The sequence below is a fragment of the Streptomyces sp. GESEQ-35 genome (genome assembly GCF_017948485.1).
In the GTDB taxonomy this organism is placed as follows: Bacteria; Actinomycetota; Actinomycetes; order Streptomycetales; family Streptomycetaceae; genus Streptomyces.
The window spans coordinates 74362-99733 of sequence record NZ_JAFFSX010000030.1; the positions used below are offsets into that span (position 1 = coordinate 74362).

The 25372-nt window shown below is 71.6% G+C and carries 21 protein-coding genes; 15 read left to right on the forward strand and 6 right to left on the reverse strand.

Going from position 1 to position 25372, the window contains the following annotated elements; translation table 11 throughout:
• Position 1: 1 nt before the first annotated feature.
• Both KCH87_RS40125 and KCH87_RS40130 read left to right on the forward strand, forming a co-directional pair.
• The gene (locus tag KCH87_RS40125) at positions 2–1180 is read left to right on the forward strand and encodes an NADH-ubiquinone oxidoreductase-F iron-sulfur binding region domain-containing protein (protein ID WP_210592906.1); all 1179 of its coding nucleotides are present in this window, start codon (positions 2–4) and stop codon (positions 1178–1180) included.
• Position 1181: 1 nt separating this feature from the next.
• On the forward strand, positions 1182–1382 hold the full coding sequence (locus KCH87_RS40130) for a ferredoxin (RefSeq protein WP_210592837.1): 201 nt from the start codon (positions 1182–1184) through the stop codon (positions 1380–1382).
• 68 nt (positions 1383–1450) lie between these two features.
• Here the strand turns inward: KCH87_RS40130 and KCH87_RS40135 are convergent, their stop codons facing one another.
• From KCH87_RS40135 to KCH87_RS40145, 3 genes are read right to left on the reverse strand one after another with little or no spacing between them, the layout of a single operon-like run.
• A complete protein-coding gene (locus tag KCH87_RS40135) occupies positions 1451–2341 on the reverse strand; it encodes an aminoglycoside phosphotransferase family protein (RefSeq protein ID WP_210592838.1) in 891 nt (296 codons plus the stop codon).
• 30 nt (positions 2342–2371) lie between these two features.
• The gene (locus KCH87_RS40140) at positions 2372–2830 is read right to left on the reverse strand and encodes a ferritin-like domain-containing protein (protein ID WP_210592839.1); all 459 of its coding nucleotides are present in this window, start codon (positions 2828–2830) and stop codon (positions 2372–2374) included.
• A complete protein-coding gene (locus KCH87_RS40145; protein ID WP_210592840.1) occupies positions 2827–3351 on the reverse strand; it encodes a hypothetical protein in 525 nt (174 codons plus the stop codon). Before KCH87_RS40145 ends, KCH87_RS40140 begins: the two co-directional genes overlap by 4 nt.
• Positions 3352–3546: 195 nt before the next feature.
• Between KCH87_RS40145 and rimP the strand changes: the two genes are divergently transcribed.
• From rimP to KCH87_RS40190, 9 genes are all read left to right on the forward strand, one after another.
• Complete coding sequence (rimP, locus tag KCH87_RS40150; RefSeq protein ID WP_210592841.1) at positions 3547–4065, forward strand: ribosome maturation factor RimP; 519 nt, start codon at positions 3547–3549, stop codon at positions 4063–4065.
• A 2-nt stretch (positions 4066–4067) separates the two neighbouring features.
• On the forward strand, positions 4068–5066 hold the full coding sequence (gene nusA / locus KCH87_RS40155; RefSeq protein WP_210592842.1) for a transcription termination factor NusA: 999 nt from the start codon (positions 4068–4070) through the stop codon (positions 5064–5066).
• A gap of 101 nt (positions 5067–5167) precedes the next feature.
• Complete coding sequence (locus tag KCH87_RS40160; RefSeq protein WP_210592843.1) at positions 5168–5446, forward strand: YlxR family protein; 279 nt, start codon at positions 5168–5170, stop codon at positions 5444–5446.
• 146 nt (positions 5447–5592) lie between these two features.
• Positions 5593–8757 (forward strand): translation initiation factor IF-2, encoded by a 3165-nt coding sequence (gene infB, locus KCH87_RS50585; protein WP_210592844.1) that lies wholly within the window; start codon positions 5593–5595, stop codon positions 8755–8757.
• A 288-nt stretch (positions 8758–9045) separates the two neighbouring features.
• Positions 9046–9339 (forward strand): DUF503 domain-containing protein, encoded by a 294-nt coding sequence (locus tag KCH87_RS40170; protein ID WP_210592845.1) that lies wholly within the window; start codon positions 9046–9048, stop codon positions 9337–9339.
• 37 nt (positions 9340–9376) lie between these two features.
• Complete coding sequence (gene rbfA / locus KCH87_RS40175; protein ID WP_210592846.1) at positions 9377–9823, forward strand: 30S ribosome-binding factor RbfA; 447 nt, start codon at positions 9377–9379, stop codon at positions 9821–9823.
• Entirely contained in the window at positions 9820–10725 is a 906-nt protein-coding gene (gene truB / locus KCH87_RS40180) for a tRNA pseudouridine(55) synthase TruB (RefSeq protein ID WP_210592847.1), read from the forward strand. The genes rbfA and truB overlap by 4 nt, the downstream gene beginning before the upstream one ends.
• 265 nt (positions 10726–10990) lie before the next feature.
• Positions 10991–14341, forward strand: coding sequence for a trypsin-like peptidase domain-containing protein (locus tag KCH87_RS40185; RefSeq protein WP_210592848.1), 3351 nt, complete (start codon positions 10991–10993; stop codon positions 14339–14341).
• A 131-nt stretch (positions 14342–14472) separates the two neighbouring features.
• Positions 14473–15432 (forward strand): bifunctional riboflavin kinase/FAD synthetase, encoded by a 960-nt coding sequence (locus tag KCH87_RS40190; protein WP_210592849.1) that lies wholly within the window; start codon positions 14473–14475, stop codon positions 15430–15432.
• Between the two features lie 85 nt (positions 15433–15517).
• On the opposite strand, the gene KCH87_RS40195 is transcribed toward KCH87_RS40190, so the two are convergent.
• The 3 genes from KCH87_RS40195 to eccE all read right to left on the reverse strand — a co-directional run bounded on the left by KCH87_RS40195 (position 15518) and on the right by eccE (position 20937).
• The gene (locus KCH87_RS40195; RefSeq protein ID WP_308299033.1) at positions 15518–18583 is read right to left on the reverse strand and encodes an SCO5717 family growth-regulating ATPase; all 3066 of its coding nucleotides are present in this window, start codon (positions 18581–18583) and stop codon (positions 15518–15520) included.
• A gap of 204 nt (positions 18584–18787) precedes the next feature.
• Complete coding sequence (locus KCH87_RS40200; protein WP_210592850.1) at positions 18788–19621, reverse strand: hypothetical protein; 834 nt, start codon at positions 19619–19621, stop codon at positions 18788–18790.
• Positions 19621–20937, reverse strand: a complete 1317-nt coding sequence (gene eccE / locus KCH87_RS40205) for a type VII secretion protein EccE (protein WP_210592851.1) — start codon at positions 20935–20937, stop codon at positions 19621–19623. Before eccE ends, KCH87_RS40200 begins: the two co-directional genes overlap by 1 nt.
• A 443-nt stretch (positions 20938–21380) precedes the next feature.
• Between eccE and eccB the strand changes: the two genes are divergently transcribed.
• The 4 genes from eccB (at position 21381) to mycP (ending at position 25369) form a co-directional block, all read left to right on the forward strand.
• Positions 21381–22943 carry a type VII secretion protein EccB gene (gene eccB / locus KCH87_RS40210; protein WP_210592852.1) on the forward strand — a complete coding sequence of 521 codons (1563 nt, stop codon included), beginning with the start codon at positions 21381–21383 and terminating at the stop codon, positions 22941–22943.
• A gap of 207 nt (positions 22944–23150) precedes the next feature.
• The gene (locus KCH87_RS40215) at positions 23151–23462 is read left to right on the forward strand and encodes a WXG100 family type VII secretion target (RefSeq protein ID WP_210592853.1); all 312 of its coding nucleotides are present in this window, start codon (positions 23151–23153) and stop codon (positions 23460–23462) included.
• 99 nt (positions 23463–23561) lie between these two features.
• Positions 23562–23846, forward strand: a complete 285-nt coding sequence (locus KCH87_RS40220) for a WXG100 family type VII secretion target (protein ID WP_210592854.1) — start codon at positions 23562–23564, stop codon at positions 23844–23846.
• 230 nt (positions 23847–24076) lie between these two features.
• Positions 24077–25369 (forward strand): type VII secretion-associated serine protease mycosin, encoded by a 1293-nt coding sequence (mycP, locus tag KCH87_RS40225; protein ID WP_210592855.1) that lies wholly within the window; start codon positions 24077–24079, stop codon positions 25367–25369.
• Positions 25370–25372: the final 3 nt, after the last annotated feature.

Below are 25372 nucleotides of genomic sequence, written 5' to 3' on the forward strand. Positions count from 1 at the left end.
CATGACCACCACCGACCTCTACATGCCCCCGAGGCTGCTCGCCCCGGGCGGCACCCCTGCCGACTTCCGCACTCACGAGCAGCGTTACGGCTCCCTGCCGTACGGCGATCCGGCCGGCCTCCTGCGGACCGTCGCCGAGTCCGGCCTCACTGGCCGCGGCGGAGCCGCCTTCCCGACGTACCGCAAGCTGGTCTCGGTCGCCGAGGCCGGACGACGCGGCGGCCGCGCGCCCGTCGTGATCGCCAACGGCGCGGAGGGCGAGCCCGCGAGCCGCAAGGACAAGACGCTGCTGCGCCTGTCACCCCACCTCGTCCTGGACGGACTCCAGGTGGCCGCCGCCGCGGTCGGCGCGGGGGAGGCCCACCTGGCGGTCGAGGACGGCGCGTCCTATCTGGAGTCGGCGCTCGCCCACCGGCACGACCCGCTGAACGTCCGGATCATCAGGCTCCCCGCGGGCTTCCTGTCCGGCCAGTCCTCGGCCCTCGCCCAGTACGTCGACGGGGGCGCCGCGCTCCCCTCGTACCAGCGCAGGCCGGTCCGCGAACGCGGCGTGCGCCGCGCCCCGACCCTCGTGCAGAACGTCGAGACCCTGGCCCACCTCGCGCTCATCGCCCGCTACGGCGCCGACTGGTTCCGCTCCGCCGGCACCCCGGCCCAACCGGGCAGCGCCCTGTGCACGGTGCACGCGCCCGGACATGAAGTCCGCGTCATCGAGGCCCCGTTCGGCATACCACTGGGCCGCCTGCTGCCCCTGAACGGTATGCAGGCCGTCCTCCTCGGCGGCTACCACGGCACCTGGATCCCGGCCGCCGAAGCCGCTCAACTCCGCCTGGACGCCGCCACCTTGGGCGCAGGCGTCCTCGCCGCACTCCCCGCCGACCACTGCGGCCTCACCGAGACCGCCCGCGTCCTGCGCTACCTGGCCGCGCAGTCGGCCGGCCAGTGCGGCCCCTGCCTCAACGGCCTCCCCCGCATCGCCGCCGCCTTCACCACGCTGGCCACCCCCGGCCCCCAGGGCACCACCCGCGCCGACATCACCCGCTGGTCCGGCCTCGTCGAGGGCCGCGGCGCCTGCCACCACCCCGACGGCACCGTCCGCCTGGTCCGCAGCGCGCTGACCACGTTCACGGCCGACCTGGACGCTCACGCCCAGGGCTTCTGCACGGCTGAGGAGCACTGACATGGACCAGCACATCGACATCGACTGGACATCCTGCAAGGCCCACGGCCTGTGCGCGGAACTCCTACCGGACCACATCACGCTGGACGAGTGGGGCTACCCACAGTTGGACGGCACTCCAGTGCCGGCCCGCACGGTAAAGCGGGCGCGCAGGGCAGCGGCAGACTGCCCGGCCCTGGCGCTCAAACTCAGGCCCAGTTGACGCGCCCCAAAGGGGCGCGGGGAACTGCGCGACCAGCCCCCACGCACCCGCAGACAAAACACAACCCCTCAAAGCCACCCGGCAAACTCGAGCAACAGCTCCGCATCCTTCGGCCGCCCCACCCGAAGCGCCCGTACCCCGGACTCCACCGCCCGGAACAACGTCCACCCCCGCAACCGCTCCTGATCCACATCCAACGACTCCGCAAGCCGCTTGACCCGCCGCCGGGTGATCGAGGCCCCGGACGGCGAGGCAATCAGATCCTCCACCCGATCCCGCACCAGCCGAGCCAGATCGAACGCACACTCCCCCACCACGGGATCGGGCCCCACCGCCAGCCAAGGCGACCGATCACCCGCCAGCACCTTGCTCTGCCGAAACGTCCCATGCAGCAATCGCCGCTCAGGCGGCGCAGCCACCAGCTCCTCGCGCGCTTCGAGAGCCGCGCTCACCAGCGCCGCCACCTCCGCGGACGCGCCCCGCATCGCCGCGGCCTGCCGCCCGGTCCGCTCGGCCACGGTCTCGAAGGAAAACTCGCCTGGCGGCTCCACCCACAGCCGCCGCAACGTCCCCGCCGCCTCCAGCAGCGCCTTCGCCTCCGGCAACGACCGCACCGACACATCCGGATGCAGCCGCTCCAGCAGCAACACACCCTCACCGGGCGACTCTTCAAGAACCTGTACGGCGCCCCGCCCGCCCCAGTGGGCGAGTGCGGCCCGCTCGCTCTCCGGACGGGCCCGGGACGGGGCCAGCTTCAGCACGGCGGGAGTCCCGTCAGGGCGCCGCACCAGCACGACCAGGCTGCTGCGCCCGCCGGGCACCTGCACCCGCTCCACGGTCAACTCGCGTAGCGCGACGGCCTGCTGCGCCGCCTGCGGCAGCTTCTCCAGCCAGTCGTCACCGTCCGGTGCCGTCTCACCGAGCGCCCTGACCAGACGCCGCGGCGGTTCGAAAGCCATACGCGAGCATCTCCCTTCCAGTACGAGGCGTCACGCGGTCGGCGAAGCCGACGCGGCGGCGGTCCGCTCGGCGAGCCCAGGGAAGGCTACGCTCTCGCCGCGCCAGCGCACCGCCCGCACCGCCGCTTCCCGCAGCGCCTCGGCGGCCGTCCGCCGTCGCTCGCCGTCGGTGGCCCGCACCAGGTCGGAGTAGACCCCGGCCACCCGGTCCTCCAGTTCGGTGGCGAGCCGGACGGCGGCCGTGGAGTCCGGCACCGCGAAGGGCAGTGCGTAGCCCGCGGCCGCGGACACCGGCGTCCCGCCCAGGTCCCGTACCGCGCGCGCCAGCGCGTCCCGCCGGGCCCGGTGGGCGTCGTAGGCCGCCTTGGCCTCCGTACGACGTTCTTCGCCGATCCGTCCGCCGACGACGCCGTAGCCGTACACGGCGGCATGCTCGGCCGCCAGTGCCGCCTGGAGCGCCTTCAGGTCCCCGTCCTTGGCCTCGCTCACTTGTCACCCTCCGTCAGCAGATATGCGTGCGCAGCCCCGGCCGCCGCCACGGATGCCAGCACCCGCGCCAGCTCGCCGGGCATGTCCAGCAGCGTCTCGGTCCGCCGGTCCGCGAGCGCCCGTTCGGCGGCGGCCAGTTCGGCGAGGGCGGTCTTGTCGGCGCCGGGTTCGGTGGCGACGGGGGACTCCGAAGCGGACGGCGAGGAGGCGGACGGCGAGGCCGTCTTCGACGGCGTCCCGCCGAACGCCTCCGCATGCCGCGCCGCCTCCGTGCGCAGCGGCCGCAGCCGCTCCGCCAGCGCCGGATGTACGGCGATGACGGCGTCGTACCGCGCCACCATCCCCTCGCTGTCACGGGCCGCACGCGCGCGTGCCCGGTCGGCGGCCGACGGACTGCCGCCGGTGCCGTCGGCGTCGGACTCGGCGGAGCAGCCCACGAGCAGGGCGGTGCCTGCGACGGCGGCGAACAGGCTCCTTCTGCGCGGCCCCGAGGGGGTGCGCGGCGGCAGGGGGAACGACATGGCAGACGTCCTCGGGGGCTCGTACGAAGGGGGAGGGCAGCACGCCCGTGATCACGGTACCCGCGCATACGTCCGATACCACTCACCGGCACCCGGCCGAGTTCAGGTGGACGGCAACACCCCCCGTGACCGGATACCCTTTGACCAGACACGCGACCTAACCACAACAGCACACGCGGCCGAGGAGTCACCCGGATGAGCACCACCCAGAGCGAGAGGCTGCGAGAACTGCTCGAACCGCTCGTCGCCTCCCAGGGCCTGGATCTCGAAGAGATCGCAGTGGACTCGGTCGGACGCAAGCGGGTGCTGCGCGTGGTCGTCGACTCCGACGAAGGTGCCGATCTGGACGCGATCGCCGATGTGAGCCGCGCGCTCTCGGCGAAACTCGACGAGACGGACGCGATGGGCCAGGGGGAGTACACCCTCGAGGTCGGAACCCCCGGTGCCGAGCGTGAACTCAGCGAACACCGTCACTACGTACGCGCCGTCGACCGGCTGGTGAAGTTCCAACTCGCCGAAGGCGGGGAACTGGTGGCCAGAATCCTGATCGTGGACGACGAGGGCATGGACCTCGAAGTACCCGGCGTGAAGGGCCGCAAGGCCACCACCCGCCGGCTCGCCTTCGCCGACATCGCCAAGTCCCGGGTGCAGGTGGAGTTCAACCGCAAGGACAAGCAGGACGAGAAGGACATGAAGGAAGAGGAGGAGGCGTAGCCGTGGACATCGACATGAGTGCCCTGCGGGGCTTGGTACGGGAGAAGGAGATCTCCTTCGACCTGCTGGTCGAGGCGATCGAGTCGGCCCTCCTCATCGCCTACCACCGCACCGAGGGAAGCCGCCGCCACGCGCGCGTGGAGCTCAACCGGGAGACCGGGCATGTGACCGTGTGGGCGAAGGAGGACCCGGAGGACATCGAGGAGGGCCAGGAGCCCCGCGAGTTCGACGACACCCCGTCCGGGTTCGGCCGTATCGCCGCCACCACCGCCAAGCAGGTCATCCTCCAGCGGCTGCGCGACGCGGAGGACGACGCCACACTCGGCGAGTACGCCGGCCGTGAGGGCGACATCGTCACCGGGGTCGTCCAGCAGGGCCGGGACCCGAAGAACGTCCTCGTCGACATCGGCAAGCTGGAGGCCATCCTGCCGGTGCAGGAGCAGGTCCCCGGCGAGACCTACCCGCACGGCCTGCGGCTGCGCTCGTACGTGGTCCGCGTGGCCAAGGGCGTCCGCGGCCCCTCCGTCACCCTCTCCCGCACACATCCCAATCTGGTGAAGAAACTCTTCGCCATGGAGGTTCCGGAGATCGCCGACGGGTCCGTCGAGATCGCCGCGATCGCGCGTGAGGCCGGTCACCGCAGCAAGATCGCCGTCCGGTCCACCCGGAGCGGTCTGAACGCCAAGGGTGCCTGCATCGGCCCCATGGGCGGCCGGGTGCGCGCGGTGATGGGCGAGCTGAACGGTGAGAAGATCGACATCGTCGACTGGTCGGACGACCCGGCCGAGATGGTGGCGAACGCGCTGTCCCCGGCCCGGGTCTCCAAGGTGGAGGTCGTCGACCTGGCTGCCCGCTCCGCGCGCGTGACCGTGCCCGACTACCAGCTGTCGCTGGCGATCGGCAAGGAAGGGCAGAACGCCCGGCTCGCGGCCCGGCTCACCGGCTGGCGGATCGACATCCGCCCGGACACCGAGCAGCCGTCCGAGCAGGGCGGGGAATAGATCCAGGCCGCCCATGGTTCGGATCACGACAGTTGTATGCGCGGAACTGTTCGATTCTTGCCCCAAAGGGGTGAGGTCGCCACGGGGAGGTAGACTTAGCAGTGTCTGGCCGGACGCCTGCCCGCGCATGCCCTGAGCGCACCTGTGTGGGGTGCAGGCAGCGAGCGGCCAAGAAGGATCTGCTGCGCATCGTGGCGGTCGAGGGTGAATGCGTCCCCGATCATCGCGGTACGCTGCCCGGCCGGGGTGCGTATGTGCATCCCGCCCTGGTCTGTCTCGACCTGGCGGTACGCCGCCGGGCGTTCACGCGGGCGCTGCGCGCCCCGGGAGCGCTCGACACAAAGGCGTTGCGCTTCTATGTCGAGCAGGCAACACCGTAAGAGCGAGTCGTACGGAACCTCCGTGCGGCCCGGTATTCCGCGAGTTGGAAGTAGGTCGAGATTGCGATGAGCACTCGATGAGCACGCGATGAGTACGCCCATGAAGTAGCGACGGTCCGGACGCACCCGGACCTAAAAGGAGCGAAGTGGCTAAGGTCCGGGTATACGAACTCGCCAAGGAGTTCGGGGTTGAGAGCAAGGTCGTCATGGCCAAGCTCCAGGAACTCGGTGAATTCGTCCGTTCGGCGTCTTCGACCATCGAAGCGCCCGTCGTCCGTAAGTTGACGGACGCCCTCCAGCAGGGCAACGGAGGCGGCAAGCCCGCCTCCGCGCGTAAGGCTGCCCCGGCCAAGCCGGGCGCCCCCTCTCCGGCGCAGGCTGCCCGTCCGGCCGCCCCGCGCCCGCCGGCCCCCAAGCCGGCCGCCGCCGAGACTCCCGCTGCGGCTCCCGCCGCTCCGGCGGCTCCCGGCCCCCGTCCCACCCCGGGCCCGAAGCCCGCGCCGCGGCCCGCCCCGGCGTCCCCGGCTCCGACCGCGCCCGAGTTCACGGCACCTCCGGCGGCTCCTGCCGCCCCGGCTGCCGCATCCGGCTCCGGTTCCGGCTCCGGTTCTGGCTCCGGCTCCGGCGCCCGTCCGGGCGCCCCGCGTCCGGCCGGCCAGGCTCCGCGTCCGGGCGCCCGTCCGAGCGGTCCCGGCCAGGGCCGTGGCGACCGTGGTGACCGCGGCGACCGTCCCGGTGGCGCTCCGCGTCAGGGTGGCGGCGCCCCGCGTCCCGGTGCCCGTCCGGCCGGTCCCCGTCCGGGCAACAACCCGTTCACCTCTGGTGGCTCCACCGGTATGGCGCGCCCGCAGGCGCCCCGTCCGGGCGGCGCCCCGCGTCCCGGCGGCCCCGGTGGTGCCCCTGGTGGCGCTCCGCGTCCGCAGGGCGCCGACCGTGGCGGTCCCCGCCCCCAGGGCGCCTCGGGCGGTCCCCGTCCGCAGGCTCCGGGCGGCGCGCGTCCGAGCCCGGGCGGCATGCCCCGTCCGCAGGGCGGCGGTCCCCGTCCCGGCGGCGGTGGCCCCGGCGGCCCGCGTCCCAACCCCGGCATGATGCCGCAGCGTCCTGCTGCCAGCCCGCGTCCCGGTGGCGGTGGCCCCGGCCGCGGTCCTGGTGGCGGTGGCGGCGGTCGTCCCGGTGGCGGTGGCGGTGGCGGCGGTCGTCCCGGAGGCGGCGGCGGCTTCGCCGGTCGTCCCGGTGGCGGCGGTGGCGGCGGCTTCGCCGGTCGTCCCGGCGGTCCCGGTGGCGGTGGCGGCGGTTTCGCCGGTCGTCCGGGTGCCCCCGCCGGTGGCGGTGGCGGTCGTCCCGGCTTCGGCGGTCGTCCCGGCGGTCCCGGTGGCCGTGGTGGCACGCAGGGCGCCTTCGGTCGTCCCGGCGGTCCCGCGCGTCGCGGTCGCAAGTCGAAGCGGCAGAGGCGCCAGGAGTACGAGGCCATGCAGGCCCCGTCGGTCGGCGGTGTGATGCTGCCTCGCGGCAACGGCGAAGCCATTCGCCTGTCGCGCGGTGCCTCCCTCACCGACTTCGCGGAGAAGATCAACGCCAACCCGGCGTCGCTCGTCGCGGTCATGATGAACCTCGGCGAGATGGTCACGGCCACGCAGTCCGTCTCCGACGAGACGCTGGAGCTCCTCGCCGGCGAGATGAACTACACGGTTCAGATCGTCAGCCCCGAGGAGGAGGACCGCGAGCTGCTCGAGTCCTTCGACATCGAGTTCGGCGAGGACGAGGGCGGCGAGGAAGACCTCGTGGTCCGTCCTCCGGTCGTCACCGTCATGGGTCACGTCGACCACGGTAAGACCCGCCTCCTCGACGCCATCCGCAAGACGAACGTCATCGCGGGCGAGGCCGGCGGCATCACCCAGCACATCGGTGCCTACCAGGTCGCCACCGAGGTCAACGAAGAAGAGCGCAAGATCACCTTCATCGACACCCCGGGTCACGAGGCGTTCACGGCCATGCGTGCCCGTGGTGCCCGGTCGACCGACATCGCGATCCTGGTCGTCGCGGCCAACGACGGCGTCATGCCGCAGACGGTCGAGGCGCTCAACCACGCCAAGGCGGCCGACGTCCCGATCGTCGTCGCGGTCAACAAGATCGACGTCGAGGGCGCCGACCCGACCAAGGTGCGCGGCCAGCTCACCGAATACGGGCTGGTGGCCGAGGAGTACGGCGGCGAGACCATGTTCGTCGACATCTCCGCGAAGCAGGGTCTGAACATCGACTCCCTGCTGGAGGCCGTGATCCTGACCGCGGACGCCTCGCTCGACCTGCGGGCCAACCCGCACCAGGACGCGCAGGGCATCTCGATCGAGTCCCGTCTCGACAAGGGCCGCGGTGCCGTCTCCACGGTCCTCGTTCAGCGAGGCACCCTGCGGGTCGGCGACACGATGGTCGTGGGCGACGCCTACGGCCGAGTCCGCGCGATGCTCGACGACAACGGCAGCAACGTCGCCGAGGCGGGCCCGTCGACGCCGGTCCAGGTCCTGGGCCTGACCAACGTCCCGGGTGCGGGCGACAACTTCCTGGTGGTGGACGAGGACCGTACGGCCCGTCAGATCGCCGAGAAGCGTGCCGCCCGTGAGCGCAACGCGGCCTTCGCCAAGCGCACGCGCCGTGTCTCGCTCGAGGACCTGGACAAGGTGCTCAAGGCCGGCGAGGTCCAGCAGCTGAACCTGATCATCAAGGGTGACGCTTCTGGTTCCGTCGAGGCCCTCGAGTCCTCCCTGCTCCAGCTGGACGTCGGCGAAGAGGTCGACATCCGCGTCCTGCACCGCGGCGTCGGTGCGGTCACGGAGTCGGACATCGACCTGGCGATGGGCTCGGACGCCATCGTGATCGGCTTCAACGTCCGCGCGGCAGGCCGTGCGGCGCAGATGGCCGAGCGCGAGGGCGTGGACGTCCGCTACTACTCGGTCATCTACCAGGCGATCGAGGAGATCGAGGCGGCCCTCAAGGGCATGCTCAAGCCGGAGTACGAAGAGGTCGAGCTCGGTACGGCGGAGATCCGCGAGGTCTTCAAGTCGTCCAAGCTGGGCAACATCGCGGGTGTTCTCATCCGCTCCGGCGAGGTCAAGCGCAACACCAAGGCGCGCCTCGTCCGCGACGGCAAGGTCATCGCGGAGAGCCTCAACATCGAGGGGCTGCGTCGCTTCAAGGACGACGTCACCGAGATCCGCGAAGGGTTCGAGGGCGGTATCAACCTCGGCAACTTCAACGACATCAAGGTCGACGACGTCATCGCGACGTACGAGATGCGCGAGAAGCCGCGGGTGTAATGCCGACGGTTAGTGCTGGCCGGCGGGACTTCGGTCCCGCCGGCCAGCACATTGTGTCGCCGGGCCCGGCCGCGCCCCTCAAGGGGCGCGGGGAACTGCGCGACAAGCCACAGCGAACCCGCACTCGCACGACAAGAGCCATCCGTACGGCGACTATGCGGGAGCCGGGCGCAGCCCAGGCAAAACCCGGTCGAGCCCCCAGCAAGGGCACGGTACCGTTCTTGATGTCCCCGCCCACCAGATGGCGGGGCCATCGATCCCGTACCGGCGGGTGAACCGGTTACACACATGTATGTGGGGACGCTCTCCTTCGACCTGCTTCTCGGCGACATACGGTCGCTGAAGGAGAAGCGCTCCGTCGTCCGGCCGATCGTCGCAGAGCTACAGCGGAAGTACTCCGTGAGCGCGGCCGAGGTGGATCACATGGACCTTCATCGCCGGGCCGGGATCGGCCTCGCGATGGTGTCCGGCGACACGGGGCATCTGACCGACGTACTGGACCGGTGCGAGCGGCTGGTCGCCGGATGCCCCGAAGTGGAGCTGCTGTCGGTAAGACGCCGGCTCCACGGCGACGACGACTGACCGAAGAACAAGACAGGAAAGAACGGGAGACGGACCAGTGGCCGACAACGCGCGCGCCAAGAGGCTGGCGGACCTCATCCGAGAGGTGGTGGCCCAGAAGCTGCAGCGTGGGATCAAGGACCCGCGGCTCGGCTCGCACGTCACCATCACGGACACCCGGGTGACGGGCGACCTGCGGGAGGCGACCGTCTTCTACACCGTGTACGGCGACGACGAGGAGCGGGCTGCCGCGGCAGCCGGTCTGGAGAGCGCCAAGGGCATCCTGCGCTCCGCGGTGGGCGCGGCGGCGGGCGTGAAGTTCACGCCGACCCTCGCCTTCGTCGCGGACGCCCTCCCGGACACCGCCAAGAACATCGAGGACCTCCTCGACAAGGCGCGTGCCTCCGACGCGAAGGTGCGCGAGGTGTCCGCGGGAGCGGCGTACGCCGGTGACGCGGACCCGTACAAGAAGCCGGAAGACGACGAGGACGACGCCTCCGAATGACGCAGAAACACCAGACGCCCGACGGGCTTGTCATCGTCGACAAGCCGTCGGGCTTCACTTCGCACGACGTAGTCGCCAAGATGCGCGGCATCGCGCGCACGCGACGCGTCGGGCATGCGGGCACTCTCGACCCCATGGCGACGGGCGTCCTCGTCCTGGGCGTCGAGAAGGCCACCAAGCTTCTCGGCCACCTCGCGCTGACCGAGAAGGAGTACCTGGGCACGATCCGCCTCGGGCAGACCACCCTCACCGACGACGCCGAGGGCGAGATCACGAGGTCGGCCGACGCCTCGAAGGTCGCCCGGGACGCCGTCGACGCCGGGATCGCCAAGCTGAGCGGCGACATCATGCAGGTGCCGTCCAAGGTCAGCGCCATCAAGATCGACGGCGTACGGTCCTACAAGCGGGCCCGGGACGGCGAGGACTTCGAGATCCCGGCCAGGCCGGTCACCATCTCCTCCTTCGCGGTGTACGACGTCCGGGACGCCGTCGCCGAGGACGGCACCGCCGTGCTCGACCTGGTCGTCTCGGTGGTCTGCTCGTCCGGCACCTACATCCGGGCGCTCGCCCGTGACCTGGGCGCCGACCTGGGCGTCGGCGGACACCTCACCGCGCTGCGCCGGACGCGCGTCGGACCGTACAAGCTCGATTCGGCCCGCACCCTGGACCAGCTCCAGGAGGAGCTGACCGTGATGCCGATCGCCGAGGCCGCCACGGCCGCGTTCCCGCACTGGGACGTGGACGCCCGACGGGCCCGGCTGCTGACGAACGGCGTGCGGCTGGAGATGCCCGACGAGTACACCGGCAGGGGCGCCGTGGCCGTGTTCGACCCCGACGGCCGTTTCCTGGCGCTCGTCGAGGAGGAGAAGGGCAAGGCGAAGAGCCTCGCGGTCTTCGCCTGAGCAGCCCTTGAGGAGCCCGTTTTCCCGTCGCTGCCCGCGGAGCGGCGGGCACGGGGGCGTACTCTGCCCGCCGCTCCACGGTCCCCCTCGGTTCCCCCACCCCTAGGGTGTATCCAGCGACCCCGTTCTATTCACCCGTCCGGGCAGGCGCTCGGAGTGAACCGAGGGAGCGGAAGGGGGCGCGTTCGCGGCGCGATCTGTCCCGCTGATCACCTTTTGCCTACGGTCGAATACGAACACGGGTATAGGGCGGGGAGGTTCGACCATGGCGGGACGGGGTCCGCGGAGCGGGCGCGGCGAAGTCCTCGTCCGCATCAAGGACTTGGCGGGGCGCCCGCGCGGCACCGGATTCGTCGCCGACCACCGGGGCACGGTCGTCACCAGCCACGAAGCCGTGGATGGCCTGTCCCGGCTCGTGCTGTACGGCGCCGATGACCGCACCTGCCTGGTGACCGCCGACGCGGTGACCCCGCTGCCCGCCCTGAACCTCGCCCTCGTACGCACCGAGGGGCTCGGCGTGGACCCGCTGCCCATCACGGTCCGGGACAGGGCCGAGACCGGCAGGTACGTCCGGCTGCCCGCGGGTTGCTGGCGTGAGGCCCGCGTCCTCGATGTGACCACCGTGACGTACACGGCCACCGACCGCTTCCATCTCCTCGACGGCGCACTGGAGTTGGCGATCGGCACCGCGGGCCGCGACGCGCTCCGGCTGGGTGGGGGAGCGGCGGGTGGTCCGGTCCTGGACACCGCTACAGGCGCCGTCCTGGGCATCCTGGGTACGGCACTCCAGTCCGGGCACCGCGACGTGGGCTTCGCGGTGCCCCTGCCCCGCACCGACGACGGCCCACTCGCGGACCTGCTGGCCCGGAACGCGGAGACGGTGCCCGCCTACGGCGCCGACCTCAACCTCGCCGGGGTACTGGAACTCACGGCCACGTCGGTCGGGCAGGACGGTCCGCCTCCGCCGGGTGCGGTCGAGCCGGTCGAACGGGTGGCTGCGGCAAGGGAGTTCGCCGAGTTCACGCAGGCCTCGGCGTCCCTCCTCGCTCTGGTCGGTCCGCCGGGCAGCGGCCGTACGACGGAGCTGGCGTCGCTGGCCGCCCGCCGCCACCGGGGCCCGCAACCGGCCCCCACGCTGTGGCTGCGCGGAGCCGACCTGGAACCCGAGGACACCTCGATCGCGGACGCGGCCGGCCGTGCGCTGGACCGGGCGGTCCGAATCGTCACTCCGGAGCGCCTCACTCCGGAAGGCCTCACTCCGGAAGGCCTCTCCCACGTGGCCCGAGACGCCGGCCGCCCTCTGCTCCTCCTCCTTGACAGCCCGGAGGAGATGCCGTCGGCTCTGGCTCACCGACTCCCTGAGTGGACAGCGGGGACAGCGGCGTGGCTGCGGGAGACGGGGGCGAGGCTGGTGCTGGCGTGCCGGGAGGAGTACTGGGAGGAGGCGGGAGCCGGCTTTCCGGGAGACCTGCTGCACCAATCAGCCCGCCGGGCTCCTGATGCCGGCCCCCACCTGCCCCCCTGCGTCCGCCTAGGCGACCTCACCGCCGACGAGGCGGCCCAGGCCCGCGCCCGCTACGCCATCCCCGAAGGCACCCTCACCACCCCCGACGCCCGCCACCCCCTCACCCTCCGCCTCCTCTCCGAGGTCCAGGCCGCCCTCCCGGAGCCCCTCGACGTCGCCCTCGACCGCCATGACGTCTTCGCGGCCCACCTCGACCTGACGTGCCTCCGCATCGCCGTCCGCCTCGCCGCCGAGAACGACCTGCGCGGCACCGCCGTGCGAAGGCTCGCCGCAAAGGTCTCCGGACAGATCCACGAGGCCGCCCGCCGCAGCCTCGGCCCCGGCCAGGGCGAACTGGACAGGGAGTCGTTCGAGGAACTGTTCCCCCGGGGCCCCGCCCCCGCAGGGCCCGGCACCGACTGGGCATCCGCCGTCCTCACCGAGGGCCTCCTCGTCCCCGCCGGCACCGGCTACCGCTTCGCCCACGAAGAACTCGCCGACTGGATCCAGGGCATGCACCTCGACCTGGACGAAGCCCTGCACACGCTAGTCACGCATCCGCAGGACCCGCACCACCGCATCGGCCCGGTCGTCCAGGCCCTGCTCCTCCTCGCCCGCCAGCAGGGCACCCCCGAACTCGCCGCCCGCCTCCAGGAGTTGGTCGACGCCTTGGACACCGACCCACACTCCTGGTGGGCCGCCCGCCTCCTCACCGAGGTTCTGCCCCGGGTACCCGACGCAACGCCGTACACAGGCGTACTGCGGCTGCTCGCCGACCGGTTGGTGGCATGGCGGCACCAACGCCCCGCACTTCCAGGAGAGTTCGGCCCGGCCTTCTGGACCGCCCTTCCCCTGCCCGAGGTCACCCGCTTCGACCTCCTCCGCCGACTGCTCCTCGCCGACCCTGCCCCGGACGACACCGACGGCCCCCGCTACCTCGACGCCGCCGCACAACTGCTCGCCGCCGACCCCACCGCCGTACAACCGCATCTCACCCGCTGGTTCGACGACGAGCGGCCGCTGCCCGCCACCCCGCACGCGACCGTCGCGAAGGCCGCGCAGGCGCTGCTGCACACGCACCGGCGCCGGGCCCTGGACGACCTCACGGAGGTGCTCGTCGACTGCGCGCACCGCCGCGCCGACGAGCTGCTCGCCGTACTGGCGGAGGACGAGCCGTCGGCCGTGTGCCGGGCCGTCGACCGATGGGCGCACGACGGGCGGCCCGCGCGGCGGGTCGCGGCGGTGGCGTACGGGCTGCGGGCCGCGCCCCATGTACGCACCGAGGCCGACCGCGAACTGCTGCGCTACGCCGCCCTCGCCCTGCTGGCCCACCCCGCCCTGCACGGCGGTGCGCTCGCCCTCCTCGTACGGGATCCGCGCACCCGCGCCCGCCATCTCCCGCAGGCGCTACGGCACTTCGCGTCCGGGGACCCGCAGTTCCCGCCGAGCGCGCTGGTCGCCGCGCTGACGACCCACCCCGAACCGGTCCTCGACGCCTTCCGGGAACGGCTGCGCCGGCCGGACGGAGGGGAGGTGCTGCGCACGCTCGCCGACGTCACGACCCCGACCCTGGCGCGCCGGGTCGCGGCCCTCGTACGGGAGGCGGTACAGCGGCGCCCGCAGACCGCAGGGGATGTGGCGGCGTACGTCGACCTGCGCCTGGACCAGGGGCCGGCCGCCCGTTCCATCCTGTTCCCGCTGGTCACCGGCCTGCTGGACGGCGGTCCGGACGAGGTGCGGGCCGCCCTGGCCGCCGTACTGGCCGCTCGCGGCGCCCCCGCCTCCCGCCCGCTGCGCCGCGAACTCCTCGACTTCCTCCTGGCCCACGAGCACACCCCCACGGTCCTCGACGCCCTCCTGCATGCCACCGCCCGGCACCGCGGCCCCGACACCCGCGACCTGGTCCGTCACATCGGCCTCCTCCTCGTCCGCACCCCGGACGGAGCGGCCCGCTTCGACCGCGGCCTGGTCGACCTGGGCCGCCAGGTGCCCGGCTTCGCCACGCTGGTCACGGGCTGGCTCACCGACGCCCCCGGGGACTGGGCGGCGGTGGTCGGCCCCAGTACACGCCGCATGATCGAGAACCTGGCGGGCGTACGCGTCCTGGCGTGAACGTGCGCCCCGTCACAGCCCACCATGCCGATGCGGGCGGGGTGGACGCGGCATGGCACCCTTAGACCTGCGTAGGAACAGGCACAGACACGGACACGGGTTCGACGAGTGTGCGACAAGGAGCAGACACAGTGCAGCGCTGGCGTGGCTTGGAGGACATCCCCCAGGACTGGGGGCGCAGCGTCGTCACCATTGGGTCCTACGACGGAGTCCACCGCGGACACCAGCTGATCATCCGGCATGCCGTGGACCGCGCCCGAGAGCTGGGCGTGCCCTCCGTCGTCGTCACCTTCGACCCGCACCCCAGCGAGGTCGTCCGCCCCGGCAGCCACCCCCCGCTGCTCGCCCCGCACCACCGCCGCGCCGAGCTGATGGGCGACCTGGGCGTGGACGCGGTACTGATCCTCCCCTTCACCACCGAGTTCTCGAAGCTGTCGCCCGCCGACTTCGTCGTCAAGGTCCTGGTCGACAAGCTGCACGCCAAGGCGGTCGTCGAGGGCCCCAACTTCCGCTTCGGCCACAAGGCCGCGGGCAACGTCGACTTCCTCGCCCAGCAGGGCAAGGTCTACGACTTCGAGGTCGAGGTCGTCGACCTGTACGTGTCCGGCGAGGCCGGCGGCGGCCAGCCCTTCTCCTCGACCCTGACCCGCCGACTGGTCACCGAGGGCGACGTCGAGGGCGCCGCCGAGATCCTCGGCCGCCCGCATCGCGTCGAGGGCGTGGTCGTCCGCGGTGCCCAACGCGGCCGCGAACTCGGCTTCCCCACGGCCAACGTCGAGACCCTGCCCCACACCGCGATCCCGGCCGACGGCGTGTACGCGGGCTGGCTGCACGCACAGGACGAGGCCATGCCGGCCGCGATCTCCGTCGGCACGAACCCGCAGTTCGACGGGACGGAGCGGACGGTCGAGGCGTATGCGATCGACCGGGTCGGGCTTGATCTGTACGGGTTGCATGTGGCGGTGGACTTCCTCGCCTATGTGCGCGGGCAGCAGAAGTTCGACTCGCTGGAGGCGCTGCTGGAGGCCATGGCGGGGGACGTGAAGCGCTGCCGTGAACTGATCGGGGCCGCGGAGGGCCCCACCGCCTGATTGATTTCAGGGGGACATGCACGGACGCCGGAGGGCCGGCACCGTCAAGGTGCCGGCCCTCCGGCGTTGTCGGCTTCTGCCGCCCCTACTGCTGCGTCCAGCCGGGCGGTACGACGCCCTGCTGCGGCGGAGCCTGGGGCGGCGGCGCCGGCTGTTGCTGCTGCCAGCCCTGGTCCGGCCCGGGCTGCTGCTGCGGAGGCTGCTGCCACTCCTGCCCCGGCTGGGGGGCGCCACCGGGCGGCGCATAGTGCTGCGGGGGCTGCTGCTGGGGCGCGTACCCCTGCTGGGGTTGCTGGTACTGCATGCTCGGGTTGCCGAAGCCCTGCTGCGTACGGGCGAAGTCCTCGGCGATGAGCGCGGCGAGATCGAAGTAGGCCTCGCGGGTCTTGGGACGCATCATGTCGAGGTCCACCTCGGCGCCCGCCGAGAGGTGCTCGTCGAACGGGATCACGACGACACCACGGCAACGGGTCTCGAAGTGCGCGACGATATCGTCCACCTTGATCATCTTGCCCGTCTCACGGACACCGGAGATCACGGTGACCGACCGCTGGACGAGATCGGCGAACCCGTTCGCCGACAGCCAGTCGAGCGTGGTCGAGGCGCTGCTCGCGCCGTCCACCGAGGGGGTCGAGATGATGATCAACTGGTCGGCGAGATCCAGGACTCCGCGCATCGCGCTGTAGAGCAGACCGGTACCGGAGTCCGTGAGGATGATCGGGTACTGCCTGCCCAGGACGTCGAGCGCGCTGCGGTAGTCCTGGTCGTTGAAGGTGGTGGAGACCGCCGGGTCCACGTCGTTGGCGATGATCTCGAGACCCGACGGCGCCTGCGAGGTGAAGCGGCGGATGTCCATGTAGCTGTGCAGCTGCGGGATCGCCTGCACCAGGTCACGGATGGTGGCGCCCGTCTCGCGCCGCACCCGTCGGCCGAGGGTGCCGGCGTCCGGGTTGGCGTCGATCGCCAGGATCTTGTCCTGGCGCTCGGTGGCGAGCGTGGCACCGAGCGACATGGTCGTCGTCGTCTTGCCGACGCCGCCCTTGAGGCTGATCACCGCGATCCGGTAGCAGGACATCACCGGCGTACGGATCAGCCCCAGCTTCCGCTGCCGCTCCGCCTCCTCCTTCTTGGCGCCGAGCTTGAAGCGGGACGGACCCTGGTTGTTCTTGCGGGCCTTGGGCTGGTTGCGCAGCAGCCGGTCGGAGGACAGTTCGACGGCGGCGTTGTAGCCGAGCGGGGTGCCGGGCGCGGCTTGCTGCTGCTGGGGCGCACCGGGACCGGCCTGCGGGCCGGGCGGGGCGGTCCAGCCCTGGTTGCCGTACGCGGCGGGCGGAGCGGCAGGCTGCTGCTGGGGCGGCTGCTGCTGGGCCGGGGGCTGTTGGTGCGGCGCCGGCTGCTGCGGCTGGGCGGGCTGCTGCTGATACGGCGACGGCTGCTGCGGCGGTTGGGCGGGTTGCGGGTAGCCGTAGCCGTAGCCGGGCTGTGGCTGCGGCGGCGGGGCGGGCGTCTGGGGGTAGCCGTAGCCGTCGGGCTGGGGTTGCCCGGGCTGCGGTGGCTGCTGGGGGTAGCCGTACGCGGAGGGCTGCGGCTGTCCGGGCTGCGGGGGCTGAGGCGCCTGCCGGGGGTCGACCGGGGCCGGCTGTCCGCCCTGTGCCGGGTAGCCGGGATGTGCCGGGTACCCGGGCTGTTGCTGTGGCGGGGACGGCGGCTGGACCGGGCCGAACGCGCCCTGAGGCGGGGCCTGGTGCTCGGGTTGCTGCGGCTGGGCGGGCGGCTGTGGGTAGCCGTATCCGGCGGCGGCAGCCTGTGCCGCGGCGGCAGCTTGCGCGGCGGCTGCGGGGTCCTGGCCCGGGTGTCCTGCCTGCTGCGGTGCTCCCTGGGCAGGGTGAGCGGGCATGTAGCCCGGTGGCAGCGGGGGAATCGCCTGGCCGGCCTGGGGCATGGGGGCCTGGACGGGGGGTTGCCCCTGCGGCTGCGGCTGCGGCTGCGGCTGTGCCTGCGGTGCGGGCGGGGCGGGCGGGGCGTCGGGAGCGGTGGGCTCCGGCTCAGCTTCCGGCCCTGCTTCCGGCGTCGCTGCCGCCGTCTCGCTGTCGGGCTGCGAGGGGGAGTCCGCGTCGGACCGGACGTCCGCCGACCCGTCGCCCTCCGGACCGTCCGCAGCGGACGGACCATCCGCTGCGGCCGTACCGTCAGCGTCGGACGCCGACCCGGCGGAGCCACCCGGCTCCGCCTCGTCGCTCCGCTCTGCCTCCGGCTCCTCGTCGTCGCCACCGCCGAACAGCCGCGCCGCCTCGGCTGCGGCCGCGGCGTGGTTGAGCTCGGGCATCGACTGCCCGGGGGCGGGCTCTTCGGGGGCGGCCGCTGCCGGGGCCGCGGCCTGGGGCGGGTTGCCCTGGGAGTCATCGGCCACCGGCCGCAGCACGGGGAAGCCGGGCGCGGCCGCCGGCGGCTGAGTCGGTCCCTGGCCGCCCTGGGTGTCCTGGCTCGGCTGGGGTGCGCCTGCGCCTGTCTGCTGGGGGTAGCCGTATCCGCCGGGTGCTGCCGCGCCTGGGGCGGCCGGGGGCGTGCCCGGCTGCTGCTGCGGAGGCTGGGGTGGAGTCGGTCCCTGACCGCCCTGGGTGTCCTGGCTCGGCTGGGGTGCGCCTGCGCCTGTCTGCTGGGGGTAGCCGTATCCGCCGGGTGTTGCCGCGCCTGGGGTGGCCGGGGGTGTACCCGGCTGCTGCTGCGCGGGCTGTGCGGGCTGTGGCGGCTGAGGCTGGGACGGTTGGGGAAATCCGTAGCCGTCCGTGCCACCCGTGCCCTGCTGGTTCGCGCCGGGCACGCCCTGTGCGGGCTGCGTGGGCTGCTGAGGTGCGCGATGGGGGTACTGCTGTGCCGGTGGGTGAGCACTCGGCGGGGGAGCCTGTTGTGCGGGAATACCGGGTGGTCCGGCTGAGGAGCCGCCGGGCGATCCGACGGGCGCTCCGGTCGGCGGCGGTGGTGTTGAGGCCGGTCCGGCGTTCCGCTGTTCGTCGGCCGCGGAACCGGCCTGCGTGCTTGGGGCGTACCAGGCGGGAGGCGTGTAGACGATCTCGAACTCGCTGGTGAGTTCCGTCTCGTGCTCGTCCCCGTCAGAGGACGGGCCGTCGCCGTTGTACGGATCCCTGTTCACTGCTTGCCTCCTGGTCACCACTGCTGCTGAGTCGGTCGTCGTCGCGGCCGGGCGGACCGAGTGGCGAACCCCACGCGGCTGCGATCGTCACCGCATCACCAGAAGCCTAATCACTTGCATCGCGGTACGGAAAAGGGCCCATGGCCATGGCCGGTTCGCACCGCTTTCCCGGAAACGGCGACGCGTTCCCGGGAGGGGGACGCGTCAGTCCAGACGGCGGGCCGTGCCGAGCAGACCCGTCTCCGCGTCGGTGGGTTCGGTCATCACGAAGGTGCGGTGCTTGCGAGTGCACCACATGGCGACGCTGTCGTGAAGGTTCGGAAGGTACCCGAGTGGCTCGTCCGGGATGCCCAGAGTGTCCTGGACGACCTCGGTCTCCTGGGGCGAGATGCGCTGGATCCCGACCAGTTGGGCCTGGGCCAGCCAGCGCGGAGCGTGCTCGCTGACGAAGGGCAGCACGGTCACCACGGCCTGCCACGGCAGGGAGGTCACGCGCCCGCGGGGCGGGCGGATGCCACAGTCCCGGAACAGCACGACCGGGCTCGAAACGGAGGGGCCCTGAGCGGGCACCCGGCCCACCGGGTAGACCGTCACGCACTGCTGACCGCCGCCCGCCGTCTGGGCCAGCTGCTGCCAGGCCTGCGGCCGGCCGGTCTCCACGCCCACGCGTGCCCCCGTCGCGGCGGCACGCAACGCCAGTACCTGGGCGAGCCAGAGCCCGCCCACGAGCACGACGTCGAAGGGGGTGGGGCGGGACAGGCCGAGCACGGCCGGCTGCGATGCCCGGTCGGTGCCGATGATCACGCCGTCGTCGCCGATGGGCATGCTGATCGCCGGGAGTTCGTCGACGGTGACGACATGGCGGTTCCGGCGCGGCCCGCGCAGCCCGAACCCGGGGCTGAAGACGCGCCGTTGCTGCCGTGGCGCCTGCGGCTGCCGGATGATCGGGATCATGCCGGTGTCGGAGGGCGAGGCCACGTGGGCGGGGGTGGCCCGGCCCGGCTGGCCCGGGGGCATGGTGGATGCGGGGTGGGACATCAGTACGTACCTCCGAGCGGCAGAGTGGCGAGGGCTCCGGGGACCTGCTCCCGGTCGAGGCGGATCAGTCCGACCTTCGCGGCACTCGCGGTCCGCTCCAAATCACGTCCCACCTGGGCGAGTTCGCTGTCACCACGGGCGGTGACGCGGATGTGCCCGGCGAGGGAGACGCCCCGGTTGCCGGCCTTGCTCAGAGTCACGCTGAATGTCGTGGCGAGCACCGGGAGCGAGGTGAACCGTGTGATCAGCTCGGGCAGCGCCACACCGCCGACCCCCAACTGCGGCCAGCGGGAGACCCAGTACGTGGTGTGCCACCGGTCGTCGACCCGCCAGGTCCGTACCGCCTCGACCGTACGCCGCTGGGCCGCCCGCCCGTCCTGGGCCTGCTGGGTGCTGACCCGCGGGTTCAGGCAACTGGAGGTCGCGAGCGCCTGTACCAGTTCGTTCTCGTCCAGGATGGTCGCCTTGAATCCGGCCCCGTCCAGTCGGCTGGCCAGCTGGTCCGCGACGCGCAGCAGTGCGCGTTGCGCCCCGGGCACACCGTCTCCGCGCGCCTGAACCGCCTCCGGGCACAGTTCCGGGTCGAGTTTGAGGGCGACCCAGGTGAGCCGGAGCGCGGGCGAACCGGCCTGCGCCTGGAGCGGTCCGTACGATCGCGCGGCCATCGACTGCTGGGGCAGGTGCGGCGCGGGCGCCGGCTGGGTGTGCTGTACGACCTGTGCGGAGGCGAGACGGATCCCGTCGACCTCCAGCGCGTCCTGGATCAGCCGGAGAGGCAGCTGACGTCCCGCGGCCTCGGGACGCAACGGCTGGTCCGCGGGCTGTACGAAGAGCACCGCGGTCAGGAAGGTCCCGTCGCCGATCAGGCCGATCGAGCGGTCGTCACGGGAGACGAAGGCGTAGGTCCGCAGGGCTGGGTCGCTCTCCACGACCGGAGCCAGCATCGGGTCCGTCCCGGGCGGCACGGGCAACTTGGCCTCGCGCTGGCGGCGCCTCAGCGCGCGCGCCGTCTCGTACCACTCGGGCATCGGACGACGGCCGCGGCGCAGGACCGCGAAGAGCAGCATCAGCGCCGCGACGGCACCGGCCGGGGCCAGCAGCCAGGACACATCGGTGACCCAGGCGGCCAGCATGACGCCCGCCGCGAGCTCAACCAGGATCAGCTGCTGAAGCCGTACCGGGCCCATACCGCCGGGGTTGGGCAGGGTGCGCGGCGACGCGGCGGCGGGGGCCGGAGTCGGCACCCGTCCGCGGCCCGAACCGTCCGGTTCCTGCTGTGCGCGGCGTCCGCGCCGAGTGCTCGTAGCGCTGGTCATCCCCCGGGACATCCCTTTCGCGAAGTCGTGGCCGTTCGGCGGGCGTCCATCGGCCCGCCTCGTCCATACGAGTGGCTCACGGTACCCGCTGCCGAGCAAAGACGGCACAGCGGCACAGGGGACACCGAACCCCGGTCGGCCAGCCTCGCACGGACCGGCCGCACATGGTGGAGGGCTGTGGTGAAGCTCTGTGAAGATGATCTGTGAAGATGCGGGAACGGCCGTACCCTGATGGACCGCCGCCCCGCGGCGCAGGGCATAGTAGGTGCCTGCTCGGCCGAAGCGGCGGCCTGTCGTCGAGCGCGATCGCACACCACAGCGCGGTATCGAGAACTGGTATCGAGAACCACAGCGCGGTAGGGCATCGCCTCACGATGCAGGTCAGGCACGATCAGTCACGGCCGGGCACCATCGGGGACCAGATTTCGGGAGACACGGGGACCATGGCAAAGCAGCGTCGGGATGAGCTCGCCGCCTACACGTTCGCTCGCAAGCGCACCGTCGCGGCGTTTCTGGCGCCGTCCCCGGGGGGCTCCGAAGAAGGCGCACCGCGTCCCATTCGTACGGTGATGCCCAGCCTGGCCGTGGGTGTTGTGCTGGTGATCGGCTTCATCGCCTGGGGCGTGATCAAGCCCTCGGCACCCAAGGGCTGGGACACGCCGGGCGAGTACATCATCGTCGACAGCGACTCCACGACGCGGTACGTCGTCCTCGACCCGGACCCGAAGGACAGCAAGGTGGAGAAGGTCCTCCACCCGGTCCTCAACTACGCCTCCGCGAAGCTGCTGCTCGACAAGGGCAAGGGCAGCGTCCTCGAGGTCCCCGGCAAGGAGATCGACAAGAGCGGCATCCGGCACGGCGCGACGATCGGCATCCCGTACGCCCCCGACCGGCTGCCCGCCAAGGAGGACGCGGAGGAGGCGAAGACCTGGGCGGTGTGCGAGCGCCCGGCTCCGGGATCGCAGGGCGCCATCGACCGCGCCGTCTTCGTCTTCGACGCCGCCGACGCCAAGTCGCTCGAGACCGCGGGCAAGGTCGACCCCCGTGAGGCCCTGTACGTCGAAGACACCAAGACCAACCAGGAATACCTGGTCGACGGCAAGGGCAACCGCTTCCTGATGGGCGGTAAGTCGGCCCTCGACGACACGTCCATGGAGCAGATGCGTTCCGCCGTCATCGGCAGCAGTGCCACGGTCGATCCGCAGCCGGTGAGCCAGGAGTGGTTGAGCACCCTCAACGAGGGCACGGACATCACCTTCCCGACGGTGCCGTCCGCCGGTGAGTCGACCTCGGTCCAGGGGCTCCCGGCCGAGGCGGGCACGGTGGGCCAGGTACTCAGGGCGCGGGACGCTCAGGGCGAGCAGTTCTACGTCGTCCTCAAGGACGAGGTCGCCGCCATCACGCCCTTCGTCGCCAACCTGCTGGCCGCGCACGACGGGACCGGTGCCATCCAGGTCAACACCCGGGACGTCATCGAAGCCAACGGCGGCTCGGCGGGCAGCTTCTACAAGGACAAGGGCTGGCCCGAGACCGTTCCGCGGCAGGCCAACCCCGCGGCCACGGCGTCCAGCGAGGCCCGTACCACCTCGTGCAGCGTCTACAAGGGCAGCATGGGCGAGGACGGGAAGCCGGAGCTCGCCGCCTGGGCGGGAACGAACTACCCCAAGACAGTCATCACCGACTCACTGAGCGCCTACGTCTCGTCCGGCTCGGGCCTTCTCTTCCAGGAGGTCGCCGGTACGACGGGCGGCGGCGGTGCGACGTACCTGCTGACGGACACGGGACTGCGGTACTCGTTGCCGTCGAACAACGACAGTGAGGCGCAGGAAAGCGCGAGCGATTCGTCCTCGTCGGAGGGCGACGCGAGCGAGACCGCCAAGGCGCGTACGCGACTGGGCTACGAGGACCTCAACAACCCCGTGTTCGTGCCGCAGACCTGGGCGACATTCATCCCGAAGGGCCCCACTCTGGACACCGGCAGCGCGGCGCAGCCGCAGAGCCAGTGACACTCCAACGAGGTTATGGGCGTGGGGACTTGACAGCGGTCGAGCACTTGCGCTTCGCGCGGGTGTGTGAATGCTGTAACTGAAAGACCTTGCCTGTGGGTATGTGACAGGCGGAGGATAGAGTGCTTCCAGCGTTCACGAACGGAACGCAACTCCGGGGGCTGGTACAGGGTTCCCGGATTAACGACGACATGGGGGAAGGTTCACATGGCCGGCCAGTTCCGGGTAACAGAAGACGAGCTGAGCAAGCTCTCCGGTGACATCACCACGGCGAACGGTCAGCTTCAGGGCGAGATCCGCCGTCTCAACGGTGTGATCGACCAGATCGCGGGTGGCTGGCAGGGCGGGGCGGCCCAGTCGTACCGCCAGCTGCAGGAGCGCTGGAACGCGGACGCGAAGAAGATGAGCGACATCCTCAACGACATCAAGGAAGCCGTGGACTCCACGCGGAGCAACTACTCCGCGTCGGAAGAGCAGCAGAACTCCGAGATCAGCAAGATCATGTCGGACTTCGGCTGACCAAGCCGTAGGACTGTCGACTCTCGACAGTTCTCCCGTTTCCACCGGTTCTACCGGTAACCACCGACTTCCTTCGACTCTTCCTGAAAGGGAACGACGATGTCGATTCTCGTCAATTACGCAACCATCACCAACGCTTCCACGGATGTGAAGGCCACCGCCGGTCGCATCAAGCAGCAGCTCGACGACCTCGAGGCCGCGGTCAAGCGCGTCGCCAACTCCTGGGAAGGTGAAGCTCAGGAGGGCTACCAGCGCAAGCAGCGCGAGTGGGACCAGACCGCTGCTGATCTGCACGCGACCCTGCTGAAGATCTCGACGGCGCTGCAGAGCGCGGCCGACAACTACCAGGCCACTGAGAAGAGCAACGCCAACACCTGGGGCTGAGCCCGCAGACGGTCCGTGGGACGTGACATGCGGAGGATCGGCCCAGCAGACGCCAAGGCGTCCGCTGGGCCGCCCCTTTCTCCGCGGCCGTACACAACACGTCCTTCGAATCTTCACAGCCGCCGACGAGCCGTTAACGCGCATGACCGAGCTTTGAGGCAACGAAGTATTCGAGTCGGTAAATCGAATCGAACAAGCCAAGCAAGCATGGAAGCCCTGGGAGTCTGATCATGAGGGGCCTGGACGTGGAGGGCCTGACAGCCCGTTCGCGCAGCCGCAACAGTGGAACCCGCGCACTGCAGCGGGCTTTTGGCGTGCTCGCGGCCACGGGAATCTGCCTCGCATCGGCCCCGCCGGCACTGGCCGACTCCGTCGGCCGTGACAATCCCGAGTTCGGCCTGGCGGCCAGCTCGGAGTGCGTCTTCGGCGGCGACGTCATCAAGTCCACACCGTGGTCACTCCAACGGGTCCTGTTGGACCAGCTCCGCGAACAGGCAACGGGCGAGGGCGTCACGGTCGCGGTGATCGACACCGGCGTCGACGACTCCAACCCCCAGCTCCGCAGCGCCATCACCTCGGGCGGCAAGACCTTCGTCGACGGCCCCGCCACCGCCGACATCGAGGGCCATGGCACCCGGGTCGCGGGCATCATCGCCGCCCGACCGATGACGGGCACGGGCTTCGAGGGGATTGCGCCGGGCGCCAAGATCCTTTCCTACCGGTACACGGGTGGGGAGGAGAAGCAGGGTGACTCGGGGACGATGTCCTCGGCCATCAAGGCCGCGGTCGCCGCGGGAGCGAAAATCATCAACATCTCCTCGGACACGGCGAACAAGGAAGACAACCCGACACTGGCGGGCGCCGTGGCGGACGCCGTGAACTCGGGCGCCCTGATCGTGGCGGCGGCGGGCAACGACGGAGCCGACGGCAAGTCCGCGGACACGTACCCCGCCTCGTACCCCGGCGTCCTGGCAGTAGCAGCCTCCGACCGCAACGACGAACGCGCCTTCTTCTCACAGTCCGGCGACTTCGTCGACATCGCGGCCCCCGGCGTCGGCATGGTCTCCACCGTCCCCAAGGGCGGCCAGTGCACCGCCGACGGCACGAGCTTCGCGGCGCCGTACGTCGCGGGCGTCGCGGCTCTCCTGAAGGAGAAGCACCAGGACTGGAGCGCGGCCCAGATCGCGACCCGCCTCGAGGAGACGGCCCAACGGCCGGGTCGGGGTCCCAACCGCTTCATCGGGTGGGGCGTCGTGGACCCGATCGCCGCGTTGTCGGACGACTCCACCCCGGCGAACTCGCCCGAGCCGGATCCGCCGGTGGCGGCGGGAGCGGGCGGGGTTGTGCCCATGGCAGTGACGATGGGCGAGAGCGAGGCGGAGCGCGAACGCCGGGTAGCCATGTACGTGTTGGGCATTGGCGTGGCTCTGGCGCTGGTGGTTGCGGGGAGTGGGGTGGCTGTGCGGGACTGGCGTGGTCGGCGGGTTGGACGGGCGGGGCGGTCGGGTAGCCGATCTATGTGATGG

Coding starts and splice junctions, on each gene's coding strand:
- eccE (WP_210592851.1), bottom strand. CDS start 20,937: ATGACCAGCGCTACGAGCACTCGGCGCGGACGCCGCGCACAGCAGGAA.
- truB (WP_210592847.1), top strand. CDS start 9,820: ATGACGCAGAAACACCAGACGCCCGACGGGCTTGTCATCGTCGACAAG.
- KCH87_RS40130 (WP_210592837.1), top strand. CDS start 1,182: ATGGACCAGCACATCGACATCGACTGGACATCCTGCAAGGCCCACGGC.
- mycP (WP_210592855.1), top strand. CDS start 24,077: ATGAGGGGCCTGGACGTGGAGGGCCTGACAGCCCGTTCGCGCAGCCGC.
- KCH87_RS40200 (WP_210592850.1), bottom strand. CDS start 19,621: ATGTCCCACCCCGCATCCACCATGCCCCCGGGCCAGCCGGGCCGGGCC.
- KCH87_RS40185 (WP_210592848.1), top strand. CDS start 10,991: ATGGCGGGACGGGGTCCGCGGAGCGGGCGCGGCGAAGTCCTCGTCCGC.
- KCH87_RS40220 (WP_210592854.1), top strand. CDS start 23,562: ATGTCGATTCTCGTCAATTACGCAACCATCACCAACGCTTCCACGGAT.
- KCH87_RS40145 (WP_210592840.1), bottom strand. CDS start 3,351: ATGTCGTTCCCCCTGCCGCCGCGCACCCCCTCGGGGCCGCGCAGAAGG.
- KCH87_RS40135 (WP_210592838.1), bottom strand. CDS start 2,341: ATGGCTTTCGAACCGCCGCGGCGTCTGGTCAGGGCGCTCGGTGAGACG.
- eccB (WP_210592852.1), top strand. CDS start 21,381: ATGGCAAAGCAGCGTCGGGATGAGCTCGCCGCCTACACGTTCGCTCGC.
- KCH87_RS40125 (WP_210592906.1), top strand. CDS start 2: ATGACCACCACCGACCTCTACATGCCCCCGAGGCTGCTCGCCCCGGGC.
- rimP (WP_210592841.1), top strand. CDS start 3,547: ATGAGCACCACCCAGAGCGAGAGGCTGCGAGAACTGCTCGAACCGCTC.
- KCH87_RS40215 (WP_210592853.1), top strand. CDS start 23,151: ATGGCCGGCCAGTTCCGGGTAACAGAAGACGAGCTGAGCAAGCTCTCC.
- KCH87_RS40170 (WP_210592845.1), top strand. CDS start 9,046: ATGTATGTGGGGACGCTCTCCTTCGACCTGCTTCTCGGCGACATACGG.